Below are 13,404 nucleotides of genomic sequence, written 5' to 3' on the forward strand. Positions count from 1 at the left end.
CTTAAAGATTTAATTTTTCCTAAATAAACACATGAAAGGAGTGACTCATAATGGCAGGCGATATCATGAACACAATCAACGGTTTAATCAAATGGATCATCGACACAGTTGAAAAATACAAAAAATAATTAGTCTTGAATATCTAATCTTAATTTATCTCAATTGAGAAGGGAGGCACTTATAATGGCAGGCGATATCTTCAAAGCTTTAATCGAATTAGGTCGTTTCATCGCAGACATGGTTAAAAAATTCAAAAAATAATTCATCCTTTTAAAAGCATAGGGTTACCCTATGATAATATTTGATATGTATCATTTGGAAGCTAATGCCGTAAAGTTTAGCAAGTAGTTATAAAAGCTATCGTAAGCATCATTCAATTTATCATTAAACAATCGGTAAATTCACTAAATTTTTTCATAATTAAATAAAACATCCCCAAAATAGATAGAGTAATAACTGTAAATAAACATTCCCTTAATAATAAAAACCCGAGTCCCTCCCAAGCTCGGGTTTATTTTTTTTATGCTAATAGAGGTCGTTTCGAAGATTGTCTAATACTGGGATTTGTTGGCGCTGACGTTCGACTTCAGATAGGTTAAGTGTCTCGACAATATGACCTTCGTTTGTATCTAGTGATTTCACGATATCTCCATTTGGATTGATGATACAAGAATTACCGCCATACGTCGTACCTAATGCTTCACCGCATGCATTACAACCTACAACGTACATATTATTTTCAATTGCGCGTGCTTGAAGTAACTTAATCCAATGGTCGATACGGGCTAGTGGCCATTGAGCGACGTAGAATGTAATCGCTGCATGTTGCGCGACGGAACGATTGAGTTCAGGAAATCTTAAGTCATAGCAAACAATTTGTGATGCGCGCACGTCTTCTTTAAGTTGAAAGGTTTGAGGCATCTTTGTACCGCCCGTTAAGAATTTTGGTTCATCAAGCATTGGTACGAGATGAATTTTGTCATATTGATTTAATATCTCGCCATCTGAATTAACGGTGAAACTCGTGTTGTAAATATGTCCGTCAACCTTATTGGCTACTGATCCTGCTACAATAGTTACGTTATGCATTTGCGCAAGTTGCGCAATAAACGCTTTACTCTCTTGTAAGTTTTCATCTGCGAGTTCGTCTAACGCCTCAAGTGCGTAACCGTTATTCCACATTTCAGGTAGCACCACGACTTCTGTTTGAGCATCTAGTTTCGACTCAAATAAATCTTTAATTTTCTCTTTGTTAAGTTCAAATTGTGCTGCTTCTATTTTAAATTGAAATAATTGTACCTTCATATATGTTCACCTCTTAAGCTTACTGTATAAAATTACATCTCAACTTTCAAAGTGTTGGCATTGGGATAGGGCTTTTCATAATGGAAAAGGCCTTTCGATAAGGTACCGAAATGATGAGACATAAAAAAGACTGACATGCATCACACTCATGTGTGCATCTCAGTCTCGTTATCATATTAAAATAAGAAATTTATAATGAATGACGTCTTCTCCATAGCCTCTTGTTTAAGGCTTTCTGGCATGTTCAGTTGAATCAGAACGACGATTGAGTTCATTAAAATGTGTACGGCGATAGGAATGATTAAGCGTCTTGTGTACGCGTATAATAATGAGAAAATTACACCCATGCCGAAGTAATTTAAGAAGTTAGGTAAATCTTGATGTGCAATTGCGAATATGACAGAACTTATAATTGTAGCAATTATGATTTTAACGATTCTAGGTGCTTTCATTCGGCTGTACAATTCGCCAAAGATGACCTTTCTAAATACATATTCTTCGAATATTGGGCCAATAACCGCAATTAAGAAGATGAATAATGGAATTTGTTTCGCTACTTCCATAAGTTTTTGTGTATTCTGGTTTGAAGGTTCAATTTGGAATACGAATGTATTGATTAAACTTGCGATAATTTGGAAAAAGATTACGGTGATGAAACCAAGCACGATTACAAGCACGATGTAGGCTGGCTTTAACCTTGATGCCTCAGTTTCAAGTGGTAATCTGTTCTTCACCATTTTATGTAAGAAAATAACAGCTAGGATAGAAATCACAAATAAGCCTAGTTGCATAAAGATAGCTAATTTAGACAGTTCCATCTTATTCATATCTCCAAATAGACCTGAACCGACTAATAAGCCTGGTATAAATTGCGCGCATAAATATATTGCGACAGTGAGTAGTGCCACGATGCCTCTTCTCATAAAAGACCTCCATAAGATTTTGGTTAACGTTTTCATTTTATCGTAGAAAGATTCATTTAACAAAGTTTCTGTCGAATCGTATGACTTGAATTGTTGACCAATTTTGATTATTATAAAATTATATTAGCACTCATAACTTGAAAGTGCTAAATTATGTGAACCTGAAGGAGGAAACATCATGCTTAAACCATTAGCAAATCGAGTGATTATTCAAAAGAAAGAACAAGAGCAAACAACTAAAAGTGGTATTGTGTTAACTGATACTGCTAAAGAGAAGACCAATGAAGGTGAAATCGTCGCTGTAGGACCAGGACGTTTATTAGACAATGGTGAGCGTGTTAAACCTGAAGTAAGTGTTGGTGATCATGTTGTCTATCAACAATATGCTGGCACTGAAATTAAGCAAGGAGACGAGAAATATCTTGTCTTATCAGAAGAAGAAGTACTTGCAGTAATCGAATAAAATAGACTGATATACATCGTAATACGAAATTTTAGGAGGTCATGATTCATGGCGAAAGAACTTAAATTCTCAGAAGATGCAAGACAAGCAATGCTACGTGGTGTTGATAAACTTGCAAACGCAGTTAAAGTAACAATTGGTCCAAAAGGGCGCAACGTTGTATTAGATAAAACATATACAGCACCATTAATCACGAACGATGGTGTAACAATTGCTAAAGAAATTGAATTAGAAGACCCTTATGAAAATATGGGTGCTAAACTTGTTCAAGAAGTTGCGAATAAAACAAATGAAATCGCTGGTGACGGTACTACAACTGCGACAGTACTTGCACAAGCAATGATTCAAGAAGGTTTAAAAAACGTAACAAGTGGTGCAAATCCAGTTGGTCTGCGTCAAGGTATCGATAAAGCTGTAGCCGTAGCGATTGAAGCGTTACACGAAATTTCTCAAAAAGTTGAAAATAAAGAAGAAATTGCACAAGTTGGTTCAATTTCAGCGAACGACGAAGAAGTAGGTCGCTACATTTCTGAAGCTATGGAAAAAGTTGGTAACGACGGTGTTATTTCGATAGAAGAATCTAATGGTTTCAATACAGAATTAGAAGTTGTTGAAGGTATGCAATTTGATCGTGGTTACCAATCACCATACATGGTTACTGACTCTGACAAGATGGTAGCGGAGCTTGAAAGACCATATATCTTAATTACAAATAAGAAAATCTCTTCATTCCAAGACATTCTACCGTTACTTGAACAAGTTGTTCAATCTAACCGTCCAATTTTAATCGTTGCGGATGAAGTTGAAGGCGATGCATTAACAAACTTAGTATTAAACCGTATGCGCGGCACATTCACTGCAGTAGCGGTTAAAGCACCTGGTTTCGGTGATCGTCGTAAAGCTATGTTAGAAGACTTAGCTATTCTTACAGGTGCTCAAGTAATTACAGATGAGTTAGGTTTAGAATTAAAAGATGCTTCAATCGATATGTTAGGTTCAGCTAATAAAGTTGAAGTTACGAAAGATAACACGACTGTTGTAGATGGTGATGGCGATATCACAAACATCGATGCACGTGTTAATCAATTAAAAGCACAAATCGAAGAAACAGATTCAGACTTCGATCGTGAAAAACTTCAAGAACGCTTAGCTAAATTAGCTGGCGGTGTAGCAGTTATTAAAGTTGGTGCTGCATCAGAAACTGAATTAAAAGAACGTAAATTACGTATTGAAGATGCATTAAACTCAACACGTGCTGCAGTTGAAGAAGGTATTGTAGCAGGTGGTGGAACTGCATTATTAAATATCTACAAGAAAGTTAGCGAAATTGAAGCTGATGGCGACATTGAAACAGGTATTAATATCGTGTTAAAAGCCCTTCAAGCACCAGTGCGTCAAATCGCTGAAAATGCTGGCTTAGAAGGTTCTATCATTGTAGAACGTCTGAAAAATGCTGAACTCGGTGTAGGTTATAACGCTGCTACTGACGAATGGGTTAACATGTTAGAAGCAGGTATTGTAGACCCAACTAAAGTTACACGTTCTGCTTTACAACATGCGGCAAGCGTGGCTGCAATGTTCTTAACAACTGAAGCGGTTGTAGCTAACTTACCAGAAGAGAACGGTGGTAATGAAGGTCCATCAATGGGCGGCATGCCAGGTATGATGTAAGATAGGCCGTAAGCACTGAATTTAAGTGGTTACTTTTGGTCGAATATAAATAAAAATATATCAAATATTATGGTGTTGAGACGCTTTCCATGTTTTGAAGTGGGAGGCGTCTTTTTATAACTTTATGCAACGTTTGTTTAAGTTTAGCTGTTTAAATTTCCTTATGGGGCAGTCGTTCCTGTGTCTCTTTGATAAGCAAGCCTGAGATTCTCGAATCATTATTGGAAGATGATTTCGATGAATTATGACAGTCTATTGATATGTTATCGCGTCATTCGCTTAAGCTGTAAAATATATTTTTGGCCTTTTCACTAATGATACGCTTGAAAAGCTTAGAGGTATTAATGATGTATAACTCGTATATTTAACCACCTATATAGATATTGAACTTGAAAATCCTTTATTTTATTAAAAAAAATTAGTTATAATCAAAAAGATAAAAGTCATATTTACAAAATATGCCTAATAAAGGTGTGATTGAATGGAATATAAGCCTTTAAAAATATTATTTCATATGTATGATTGGAAAAAGTTTGAATTAGAATACGAAACGAGAAGAGATAGCTTTGCCTCTTATTTAATGAACATACATATTCATCCAATTCAAGACGGGAAACAAAAGTCTGAAACTTGTTATCCATTGTTCTTTGTATTAAATAAAGAACTAGCTTCAAATTTAGAAAGTGTTTTGACTAATACAAAAAAAATTAAGCTATTGTCATCTATGTTGCCAGAAGTAGCTAATCATTCATATATAAATCACTTGCTTATTAATGAATTACAAAGCACGAATGAAATAGAAAATATTAAAAGTACTAAAGAAGAAATAGCAGAATCTATTAATAATACAAAAGGGTATCATAAAAGATTTGATGGGCTAGTTAACCAATATCTAATGATTGAAGATTATAATATTGGGATTAACTCTATTTCAGACATAAGAAAAATTTTTGATTCAATTGTTTCAGGTGAAATTAAAGACAAAGACTTACCGGATGGTGATTTGTTTAGGAGACAAGGTATAGGGGTTTATGACGAATCTAAAAACAAATGGATTCACAGAAATGAATGTTCTGAACCTGAGCTTTTTGAAAACTTAACGCTAATGTTGGAGTTTGTTAAAAATTTTGATGCGCCTCAGATATTTAAGATTATGGCCAGTCATTTTATATTTGAATACTTACACCCATTCTACGATGGAAATGGCAGGGTAGGAAGATGTATGATAGCTAAAATGTTGAATGATAGCTTAGATCGTTTTACCGCTCTTACATTTTCTTATACTGTTAATAACCATAAAAGTAAATACTATAAAGCTTTTGAAGAGGCATCTAATTACTATAATAAAGGTGAATTAACTACATTTATTAAAGAAATGCTAGACTTACTAATCATAGGACAAAATAATATTATTGAAAGTTTTGAAAAGAATATTCGCATTATCGATAAATTGGGCCTAGCATTAAAAAAAATATCAAAAGATAATTATGATTTCGGTATTCTATTTGTTCTATTGCAAGATAAAATATTTGGAAGCAAATACGCTCGAATTAGCCTAAAAAGTGTTCAAGAAATTACAGGTTTTTCGAGAAATAAAATAAACAAAGTTATAAAGGAATATGATACTAAGCTTATTAAGATAAAAAGTAATCCAGTTGTTTATGAAATCGATGATAAGTTTGTAGAAGAACTACTTGCTCAAAAATAGTAGCTCTGTATAAGGAGTAGTGACCTTAACAGTTGTAGTTTTCATTAAGCTACTTGTATGAAAGTAAGATTAATCGCCCCACCAATTAAGGTGGGGTATTTTAGTACAATATCGTATTTGAAAACGAGTATTGTGGAAATATTTTTTTATAAAATATTTGGTAATTGCCTAGGTGTCCTTATTGAGTTCCTAACTGTATTCGTATGGTAATAATTGTCACATTAAAGCAATAACATTTACAGTTAAGAAATATATGAGACAGTTAGGCATACTTTAATGATTATTTACGTGATTAGGGCTAAATAAAGAATGAGAAGTTAGGAGATTCTATGATAAGGATTTATTGAAGTATAAAAATTGTTGACTAAGTACATGGTATCGTTATTAGCTTCATTAAAACCAACTAGGAAAGTAGTAAACAAAAAGGCATTAAGGCTTAATTAGCCTCAATGCTTGGATGGTATTACATAAAGTCTTTATATGATTTGATGTAGGCTGTACCACCTAAGAAAGCTGGTGCGATGATAAGTAGCTTTTCCCTTAAAGAAAGATCCTTTAGAGAAATAATTACAATAAACCAAATGATATTTAGTAACGTTATAACAGATAAAATAATTGGATTAAAAAATTTACGCATATAATCGCCTCCGTGGTTAATCGTATTTGTTAAAAAGTCTTTAAATGATATACTTATTAGGTCGCCTATACTCTCTATGTGGCGATAATACCGCATGAGAGGAGGTGGTTTTTTGCTATTCATCTTTGTTTCACTAATAGCACCCATAATTTCAGGGTGCGTTGTCGCGTTATTTAAACATTGGTTATCAAAACGTGACAATAAATAGGCGACGATAACCCCACCAAAAAAATCCCCAACCTATGGCCGTAGGTTGGGGATTGGTGGTTTTTACTACTCATCTTTGTTAACTAAAGTATAACATGTAATGTTACATAGTACAAATGTCTCTCTACCGCTAGGCCTCACTAGGATTTTGTTCAATTTGTATTAAAGCACTTTGCTTATCTATACCACCATTAAACGTGTTTAAATCTCCATCTAGATTTGTCACGCGATGACTAGGAATTAATATTTGTAGATGATTTTGGTTGGTTGCAGTGATAACTGCTTTAGAGGCATCAACCTTTTGAATGCGATTTGCAATATCTTGGTATGTTACAGTGGAACCATAAGGGATGGATTTAACTGTATGCCAAACCTTTTGCTGAAAAGGCGTGCCAAACTCTACTGAAAAAGGGATAGTAAATGTTCTAAGTTCGCCGTTAATGAATGCATTGACTTGATGTTTAGTCTTTTCAATGATTGGATTAGCCTCATCAACGATTCTATGAGATTGGGCTAATTTATGAACGAAGTCAAATTTAAACGTAGCGTCTTCAAAGTATAAAGCTACGATTGAATGATGGTCCGCTATGGCGATCATTTTGCCTAGTGGTGTTTCAATGTTTTGACGAAAATACATGTGGAAGCTCTCCTTTCATAGTAAAGAATATCATATACTTTTATAGGGGGAAAATAAGATGAATAAGCAATATATTTTTGATTCATTAAAAATGAGTACGGATTTTTTAATTAAGAAATATGAAAAGTTTGAATGGGAACCAATTGCTGAATTAAATTATCAACATTTTCCAAATAACATCCACTGGCAACTCGGACATATATTAACGGTATTTGAGTTATCGTTATCATTTGTAGATAAAAACAAAGTAGATATTGAAGCTTATAATAAGAACTTTGGTAATGGCACGAAGCCTGAAGATTGGGATGGCAAAGAAATTCCATCTGTTAATGAAATTGTAGAGTTACTAGGTACAATTCCTGAAAGATTAGATACGCTTACAGATGAAGATTTAGAGACTGAATTACCTGAACCGATTGTAGGTCAAGAGACGGTTCGAGGTTTACTCATCCTAAATACAATGCATATTCCACTTCATACAGGTAAAATTGAAGAAATGGCTCGAATTATCCGTGCAGAAGCATAATTCGGAGTTGATATATGAGACGCGAGGCTTGTTAAGGACCTCGCGTTTCCTTATTTAAGGGTGGAAGGTCGTACGGTTTATCAAGAATGATTTGTCATCAAGTCTCAAGGCGTTTGAAACTTGATGGTGAAACCGTGATCAAGTTTCAGAGCCCTTGAAACTTGATTAGCGATCCCTAATCAAGTCTCAACACACTTGAAACGTGATGGCGAAACTGTCATCAAGTTTCAACGCTAATAGTAGCCGCAACACACTACCAACCGCCAACTTAAACAAAAAAGCTATAGGTAATACGACTCAGGTCGTATCACCTATAGCTTTCTTTATATAAAGTCTATTCTTGTAGTTCTTTAATTGCTTTTGCGATAGTTTCGAACACGTACTCGATATCATCTTTTTCAATGCAACTGAACGCGATTCGAATGTCTTTCTTATTTAAAGCGATAATACCAATGCTGTACTTTTCAATGAGGTGATTACGAAGTGTTTCAGGTTTAACGCCGTGAACACGAAGTGCCATGAAGTAGCCTGAATTGAAGTCATATGGCTGCCATAATTCTTTATATGCGTCGCGATATACGACTTCTTTCGTCACTTCGTAACGTTCTCTAAGTGTCTCAACATTAGCTTCAATTTGCTTATCAAATTGTTCATTGTTTTCAAGTACGTGTGTAATCGCAGCTTGAGACGGCATCGGACCACTTGAGATATTACTACGGATTAGGCCTTTTACTTTAGCTTCCATAACGTCTTTCGCATCTTGATTCTCTAAGCCAAATGTTATAAATCCAACTCGGAAGCCCCAAGCAAAGAATTCTTTCGTCGCACCATCTAAGCGAATTGGTAATACGTTTTCGTGATTAAGTTGCGTAAGTGCTGTGAAGATAGATTGCTTATATACATCTTCGTAGAATAATCCGTAATATGCGTCATCAACGACCGTTATGACACAAGTACCTCTATCAGCTAGGATACGAACACCTTCGACAAGTTCGTCGACTTGTTCTTTAGTAGGTGTGTAACCTGTAGGGTTGTTTGGATAGTTTAATAGTAAAATAACTTTCGATTCGTCTAACTTTTGAACACAGTTTAAAAAGTGTTCTGTAGTAAAGCTACCATCTTCGTTAAAGATAGGAAACGTCTCCATATTCGCATTATGGCGAACACCGAAGATTAAATTATAGTTACCCCAGTTGTGTTCTGGAAGTAGGACCATATCATGGTGATCAACAAATAAGTCACCAACAAGAGATAGTCCGTGCGTTAATGCATTAGTAGCAATTGGTTTCGTAATTTGAGATTCGTTTAAGTCTGGATTTTCTTTAAGGAATTTATTTAACCATAAAGTGCGAAGTGATTCTAATCCTTGTGGCGGCGCGTAAGGGAATACTTGGTTTTCTGGCAAGTGGTTGAAGACGTCGTATAAGTCATCCGCGTACATCATACCTTTATCGTTTGTCGCCATGCCTATAGTTGCGTTATATTTAGTCGCTTTAGCGTCTGCAGATTGAGAAAGAATGCCCTTCGGATAATACATACTAGAACCTAGGTCAGAGAACATGTCCAATAATTTAGGAGAAGATTTTTTTAATTTTTCGTTGAGTTCTAATGCGATTGGATTCATTAATTGTTCATCCTCTTTCTTTTAGTCGTTTAATACTAATTTTATATTGAAAAGCCCAAAATTTAAAGTCATGTCACCCATTTTAAAAATAATTTACAAAAAAAGAACACATATACGAACATATGTTCTAGTTTTTGTGTTAGAATACAAACAGGCCACTTAACATATAAGTATCACAAAGCGTATGGAGGTGTAATTATGCCGTGGGAGAATTTTATAATGACTTTAATTACAGGTGGCTTACTCATTATTTTCCGTTGTTGGTTAGAAATCAATTGGAAAAATAAGAAATAATTACATGAAAAATCCCCACATCTGCTGCAACAGATATGGGGAAGTGTAATTAATCCGTGGATACAATTAAATTGTACCACGTTGTATTATAAGCCGCAATCTTAAGAATGTTCCATACTTCATACCGCATGATATGTTAACGTTATAGTGATAAAAAAATATGAGGTGAAAGCATGAAACACTTAACGAAGATATTTGTAACGTTGGCTATTGTACTATTTATAGTAGGCATCATTTTACAAACAGTAGGCGAAGAGGGATCTGGCATAAAAATCTTAATCGCAAGTATTTTATTTATTATTTGCGCTTTCATTAATCGACATAATGAACGTAATAAACGAAATAAATAAATCATCTTCATTCATGATCATTTTTATGAAAATGCGCTTAGACAATCGAAATTGTTTGAGCGCTTTATTTATGTGTATATACTGTTTATATACACTTACGAAATCTAAAGTACTTAAAAAAAGGTAATTAAAGGACTTTTCAAAAAAGAGGGGTTTACAAATCTGTATATATTGTATATATTATGTATATACACAAGCGAAGGAGGACAGCCATGAAGATATTGTTGAATAGTAGTAGTGATCAGCCGATATATGAACAAATTAAGCGGCAGATTAAGACGCAAATCCTTAAAGGGAAGTTATATCATGGAGAACATTTACCTTCCATGCGGGAACTCGCTAAAGATTTAAGTGTTAGCGTCATCACGACGAAACGTGCTTATGAAGATTTAGAGCAAGATGGTTTTGTGACAACAATCAGAGGAAAGGGCACCTTTGTGAAAGGTCAAGATACGGCTATCTTAAGGGAAAAACAATTTATGGTGATTGAATCGTTGTCGAAGCAAATAACGAAGGAAGCTAAGACAATCGATATGTCGCTTGAGGAATTGCAAGACATTATTGCCCTCATATACGAGGAGGAAGATGAATGAATGTAGTTGAATTTAAAGATGTGAGTTACCAGCGGAAAGCGTTTGAACTTGAAAACTTGAATTTCTCGATTCCTAAAGGCTATGTGACGGGGTTTATTGGCGCAAATGGGTCTGGTAAGACAACGACAATTCGCCTGCTGATGGACTTACTTAGACCTAAGTCAGGTACGATTCATTTATTTGGTAAGGGAATGAAAGCAGATCCTGTTGAGATAAAGAATAAAATTGGCTTTGTATACTCGGAGCTTTACTTAAACGACAATTGGCATGTTAAGAAAGTGTCACGCATGCTATCGAAGTTTTACCGAAATTGGAATGAAAACACGTTTGAACATTACCTTAATTATTTCAAGTTACCTCATAATGAAAAGATTAAAAATTTCTCAACGGGTATGAAGATGAAACTATCCATTACCATTGCTTTTAGCCATGAAGCAGAACTCTTTGTATTAGATGAACCTACTGCAGGACTTGACCCGGTCGTTCGTTCTGAAGTCTTATCGATTATTCAAGAGGAGCTGATTAACGAGGATAAGACAGTCTTTTTCTCAACGCATATCATTTCAGACTTAGAACGCATAGCGGACTACATTGTGTATTTAAAGCAAGGTCAGATTCAATTTGAAACATCTAAAGATGACCTCTTAAATACGTACAAGATCGTTCGCGGTGATGATAAGGATTTAGATGCCGAACTTGATCAACTCTTGATTCACAAGACTGTTAATCACACAGGCTACGAAGCGTTAACGAAAGACAGCGCAGTCTTTAAAGAATTGTTTGGACCTAAAGTAGTGATTGATGATGCGTCGATTGAAGACATTATGGTTCATTTTGAAAAGGACAAGGATACGTCGATTGAGGGTGAGCGTTATGAAAGCACTCTTTCTTAGAAACTTGAAGCTCGATATTATTAAGTACTATGCATTGGCATTACTAATAGGGCTGGTGCTTGCTCAGTTTCTAGATAGTGTTCGCGGTTTCTTAAGCCTAGTAATGTTAACCTTTATTGGATGTTTAAGTACGTCATTTATCTTTATCAAGAAACGCATTCACCATAATAACATGCATATCACATACCGAAGTTTACCATTAACTGATGCAGCTTTTATCAATAGTACGTATTTATATTCGCTATATATCGCGCTCATTCAAATCGTACTATATCTCATATCACTACCTATGATAAAGACTGTTTACACACTTGAAATTTTACTTGTCATCATAGGGCTAACATTCCTAACGAATATCATGTTGGCCCCGATATGTTTTGAACAACATTGGCACAAACTTATAAGTTCAATCATTTATTTTATCATTGCCTATGTGGTACTCTTCTTCCATATCGCACCTATGAGCAATTTGACATTCCGAATGCCGTACTTTGACTATTTCGGATACGCGTTCTTTGCGGTAACGACCGTACTATTCATCGGCTCTTACCTATTCGCGAATCATTTTATCAAACGACATTGAAGCGGAGGTGACCTTATTGAAGGCATTGTTATATAGGAATTTCGAATTACGCAAATGGTCGTTACTACTATACACCATGCTGTTGTTATTCTTTCCTATTTATTATTTATTTTTTAAAAGCACTTTCATCATAAAAATGATAATTAGCGGCCTCTTAGTACTCATCGCATTACTTCATTCAGGTCAAAGCTTTGTTACTTTAAGCAACCTTGGTAAAAGAGGCGCTTTAACCTTCTACCAAAGTTTACCTGTAAGTCGAAGAGATTTAATCAATGCTAACTTTTTAACCACAATCATTTTGATATTATATGCAGCCGTCGTACTGATGTTATACAACAACTATAACGTCAACCTTTCATTCGTAACCGTTAATCAAGTGAAAGTCGATGGACCTATGATGTTTATCTTTTCAAATATGGTTACCTTAATCTTTGTGTTTAATAAGTTTGGTGAGGAAAAGACACTATCAATACCATATATCTTGTTTATCATTATCGTGAATTTCATCTTGCCACTCGTGGCACTAATTGTGCTTTTCATATGTGAAAGAATGTTAAATTGGCATTTCATTCATATACCAACCGTGCTATGGAGTGCGTTTATATTAAGCATTATCGCGATGGTCATCACGTACGTCGTTCAAATCGTAAGGACAAAATAATAGGAGGGCATTCAATGGAGTTAAAACAAGTTAGTAAGACATATAATCAAAACACTGTTTTAGACCAGATTGATTATAAATTCGATGACAGCCGTATCGTCGGTTTAATCGGTAAGAACGGTGTCGGTAAGACAACGTTAATGAAAGTAATGAACGGAAATATTATCAATTATCAAGGTGACGTTATAACAAGTGATGATGAAAATATCGGTTACTTAATCGAACATCCTAAGCTTTATGCGAATAAATCAGGCATGTATAATTTGAAATTCTTTAGTAAAGTTCTAGGAAAAGGCTTTGATAAGGACTATACCAATCGTATTATAGAA

18 protein-coding genes are annotated in these 13,404 nt (G+C 34.9%); 13 read left to right on the forward strand and 5 right to left on the reverse strand.

Features of this window, described 5'->3' with window-relative positions:
* The first annotated feature begins 50 nt into the window (after nucleotides 1-50).
* Nucleotides 51-128: a delta-lysin family phenol-soluble modulin gene (locus A33S_RS12680; RefSeq protein WP_142382114.1), complete on the forward strand. Its 78-nt coding sequence runs from the start codon at nucleotides 51-53 to the stop codon at nucleotides 126-128.
* 397 nt (nucleotides 129-525) lie between these two features.
* Here the strand turns inward: A33S_RS12680 and A33S_RS0110590 are convergent, their stop codons facing one another.
* Nucleotides 526-1,305: a carbon-nitrogen family hydrolase gene (locus tag A33S_RS0110590; RefSeq protein ID WP_017176855.1), complete on the reverse strand. Its 780-nt coding sequence runs from the start codon at nucleotides 1,303-1,305 to the stop codon at nucleotides 526-528.
* 176 nt (nucleotides 1,306-1,481) lie between these two features.
* A complete protein-coding gene (gene mroQ, locus A33S_RS0110595) occupies nucleotides 1,482-2,228 on the reverse strand; it encodes an intramembrane glutamic endopeptidase MroQ (protein ID WP_009384245.1) in 747 nt (248 codons plus the stop codon).
* A gap of 178 nt (nucleotides 2,229-2,406) precedes the next feature.
* Here mroQ and groES point away from each other — a divergent pair, with 178 nt between their 5' ends.
* From groES to A33S_RS0110610, 3 genes are all read left to right on the forward strand, one after another.
* On the forward strand, nucleotides 2,407-2,691 hold the full coding sequence (groES, locus tag A33S_RS0110600; protein WP_009384243.1) for a co-chaperone GroES: 285 nt from the start codon (nucleotides 2,407-2,409) through the stop codon (nucleotides 2,689-2,691).
* A gap of 48 nt (nucleotides 2,692-2,739) precedes the next feature.
* Nucleotides 2,740-4,362, forward strand: a complete 1,623-nt coding sequence (gene groL, locus A33S_RS0110605) for a chaperonin GroEL (RefSeq protein ID WP_009384241.1) — start codon at nucleotides 2,740-2,742, stop codon at nucleotides 4,360-4,362.
* 481 nt (nucleotides 4,363-4,843) lie between these two features.
* A complete protein-coding gene (locus A33S_RS0110610; protein ID WP_009385010.1) occupies nucleotides 4,844-6,070 on the forward strand; it encodes a Fic family protein in 1,227 nt (408 codons plus the stop codon).
* 463 nt (nucleotides 6,071-6,533) lie between these two features.
* Here A33S_RS0110610 and A33S_RS12335 read toward each other — a convergent pair whose 3' ends face one another.
* Nucleotides 6,534-6,707 carry a hypothetical protein gene (locus A33S_RS12335; RefSeq protein ID WP_156093042.1) on the reverse strand — a complete coding sequence of 58 codons (174 nt, stop codon included), beginning with the start codon at nucleotides 6,705-6,707 and terminating at the stop codon, nucleotides 6,534-6,536.
* A 94-nt stretch (nucleotides 6,708-6,801) separates the two neighbouring features.
* On the opposite strand from A33S_RS12335, the gene A33S_RS12340 reads away from it, so the two are divergent.
* Nucleotides 6,802-6,915 (forward strand): type I toxin-antitoxin system Fst family toxin, encoded by a 114-nt coding sequence (locus A33S_RS12340; protein ID WP_274515707.1) that lies wholly within the window; start codon nucleotides 6,802-6,804, stop codon nucleotides 6,913-6,915.
* Nucleotides 6,916-7,044: 129 nt separating this feature from the next.
* Here A33S_RS12340 and A33S_RS0110620 read toward each other — a convergent pair whose 3' ends face one another.
* Nucleotides 7,045-7,551 (reverse strand): methylated-DNA--[protein]-cysteine S-methyltransferase, encoded by a 507-nt coding sequence (locus A33S_RS0110620; RefSeq protein ID WP_009385014.1) that lies wholly within the window; start codon nucleotides 7,549-7,551, stop codon nucleotides 7,045-7,047.
* A 58-nt stretch (nucleotides 7,552-7,609) separates the two neighbouring features.
* Between A33S_RS0110620 and A33S_RS0110625 the strand changes: the two genes are divergently transcribed.
* Complete coding sequence (locus A33S_RS0110625) at nucleotides 7,610-8,077, forward strand: DinB family protein (RefSeq protein WP_009385016.1); 468 nt, start codon at nucleotides 7,610-7,612, stop codon at nucleotides 8,075-8,077.
* Between the two features lie 334 nt (nucleotides 8,078-8,411).
* Here A33S_RS0110625 and A33S_RS0110630 read toward each other — a convergent pair whose 3' ends face one another.
* Nucleotides 8,412-9,701 (reverse strand): aminotransferase class I/II-fold pyridoxal phosphate-dependent enzyme, encoded by a 1,290-nt coding sequence (locus tag A33S_RS0110630; RefSeq protein WP_009385018.1) that lies wholly within the window; start codon nucleotides 9,699-9,701, stop codon nucleotides 8,412-8,414.
* Between the two features lie 198 nt (nucleotides 9,702-9,899).
* Between A33S_RS0110630 and A33S_RS12345 the strand changes: the two genes are divergently transcribed.
* The 7 genes from A33S_RS12345 to A33S_RS0110665 form a co-directional block, all read left to right on the forward strand.
* The gene (locus tag A33S_RS12345) at nucleotides 9,900-9,995 is read left to right on the forward strand and encodes a Trp-rich small protein (protein WP_009385019.1); all 96 of its coding nucleotides are present in this window, start codon (nucleotides 9,900-9,902) and stop codon (nucleotides 9,993-9,995) included.
* A gap of 173 nt (nucleotides 9,996-10,168) precedes the next feature.
* Nucleotides 10,169-10,345, forward strand: coding sequence for an SE1626 family protein (locus A33S_RS12445; protein ID WP_009385021.1), 177 nt, complete (start codon nucleotides 10,169-10,171; stop codon nucleotides 10,343-10,345).
* Between the two features lie 212 nt (nucleotides 10,346-10,557).
* The gene (gene pmtR, locus A33S_RS0110645) at nucleotides 10,558-10,938 is read left to right on the forward strand and encodes a PSM export ABC transporter transcriptional regulator PmtR (RefSeq protein ID WP_009385023.1); all 381 of its coding nucleotides are present in this window, start codon (nucleotides 10,558-10,560) and stop codon (nucleotides 10,936-10,938) included.
* Nucleotides 10,935-11,831, forward strand: coding sequence for a phenol-soluble modulin export ABC transporter ATP-binding protein PmtA (pmtA, locus tag A33S_RS0110650; protein ID WP_009385025.1), 897 nt, complete (start codon nucleotides 10,935-10,937; stop codon nucleotides 11,829-11,831). Before pmtR ends, pmtA begins: the two co-directional genes overlap by 4 nt.
* Complete coding sequence (locus A33S_RS0110655; protein ID WP_009385027.1) at nucleotides 11,812-12,414, forward strand: hypothetical protein; 603 nt, start codon at nucleotides 11,812-11,814, stop codon at nucleotides 12,412-12,414. Before pmtA ends, A33S_RS0110655 begins: the two co-directional genes overlap by 20 nt.
* Nucleotides 12,415-12,421: 7 nt before the next feature.
* On the forward strand, nucleotides 12,422-13,075 hold the full coding sequence (pmtB, locus tag A33S_RS0110660) for a phenol-soluble modulin export ABC transporter permease subunit PmtB (protein ID WP_268741338.1): 654 nt from the start codon (nucleotides 12,422-12,424) through the stop codon (nucleotides 13,073-13,075).
* Between the two features lie 14 nt (nucleotides 13,076-13,089).
* On the forward strand, nucleotides 13,090-13,404 hold a 315-nt coding region (locus A33S_RS0110665; protein ID WP_017176856.1), incomplete at its 3' end, for an ATP-binding cassette domain-containing protein.

The sequence above is a fragment of the Staphylococcus massiliensis CCUG 55927 genome, from assembly GCF_000298075.1.
GTDB classification, from domain to species: domain Bacteria; phylum Bacillota; class Bacilli; order Staphylococcales; family Staphylococcaceae; genus Staphylococcus; species Staphylococcus massiliensis.

Excerpts from the sequence above, each read along its gene's own strand:
- A33S_RS12680 (WP_142382114.1), top strand. The coding sequence starts at position 51 with ATGGCAGGCGATATCATGAACACAATCAACGGTTTAATCAAATGGATC.
- A33S_RS0110590 (WP_017176855.1), bottom strand. The coding sequence starts at position 1,305 with ATGAAGGTACAATTATTTCAATTTAAAATAGAAGCAGCACAATTTGAA.
- mroQ (WP_009384245.1), bottom strand. The coding sequence starts at position 2,228 with ATGAGAAGAGGCATCGTGGCACTACTCACTGTCGCAATATATTTATGC.
- groES (WP_009384243.1), top strand. The coding sequence starts at position 2,407 with ATGCTTAAACCATTAGCAAATCGAGTGATTATTCAAAAGAAAGAACAA.
- groL (WP_009384241.1), top strand. The coding sequence starts at position 2,740 with ATGGCGAAAGAACTTAAATTCTCAGAAGATGCAAGACAAGCAATGCTA.
- A33S_RS0110610 (WP_009385010.1), top strand. The coding sequence starts at position 4,844 with ATGGAATATAAGCCTTTAAAAATATTATTTCATATGTATGATTGGAAA.
- A33S_RS12335 (WP_156093042.1), bottom strand. The coding sequence starts at position 6,707 with ATGCGTAAATTTTTTAATCCAATTATTTTATCTGTTATAACGTTACTA.
- A33S_RS12340 (WP_274515707.1), top strand. The coding sequence starts at position 6,802 with ATGAGAGGAGGTGGTTTTTTGCTATTCATCTTTGTTTCACTAATAGCA.
- A33S_RS0110620 (WP_009385014.1), bottom strand. The coding sequence starts at position 7,551 with ATGTATTTTCGTCAAAACATTGAAACACCACTAGGCAAAATGATCGCC.
- A33S_RS0110625 (WP_009385016.1), top strand. The coding sequence starts at position 7,610 with ATGAATAAGCAATATATTTTTGATTCATTAAAAATGAGTACGGATTTT.
- A33S_RS0110630 (WP_009385018.1), bottom strand. The coding sequence starts at position 9,701 with ATGAATCCAATCGCATTAGAACTCAACGAAAAATTAAAAAAATCTTCT.
- A33S_RS12345 (WP_009385019.1), top strand. The coding sequence starts at position 9,900 with ATGCCGTGGGAGAATTTTATAATGACTTTAATTACAGGTGGCTTACTC.
- A33S_RS12445 (WP_009385021.1), top strand. The coding sequence starts at position 10,169 with ATGAAACACTTAACGAAGATATTTGTAACGTTGGCTATTGTACTATTT.
- pmtR (WP_009385023.1), top strand. The coding sequence starts at position 10,558 with ATGAAGATATTGTTGAATAGTAGTAGTGATCAGCCGATATATGAACAA.
- pmtA (WP_009385025.1), top strand. The coding sequence starts at position 10,935 with ATGAATGTAGTTGAATTTAAAGATGTGAGTTACCAGCGGAAAGCGTTT.
- A33S_RS0110655 (WP_009385027.1), top strand. The coding sequence starts at position 11,812 with ATGAAAGCACTCTTTCTTAGAAACTTGAAGCTCGATATTATTAAGTAC.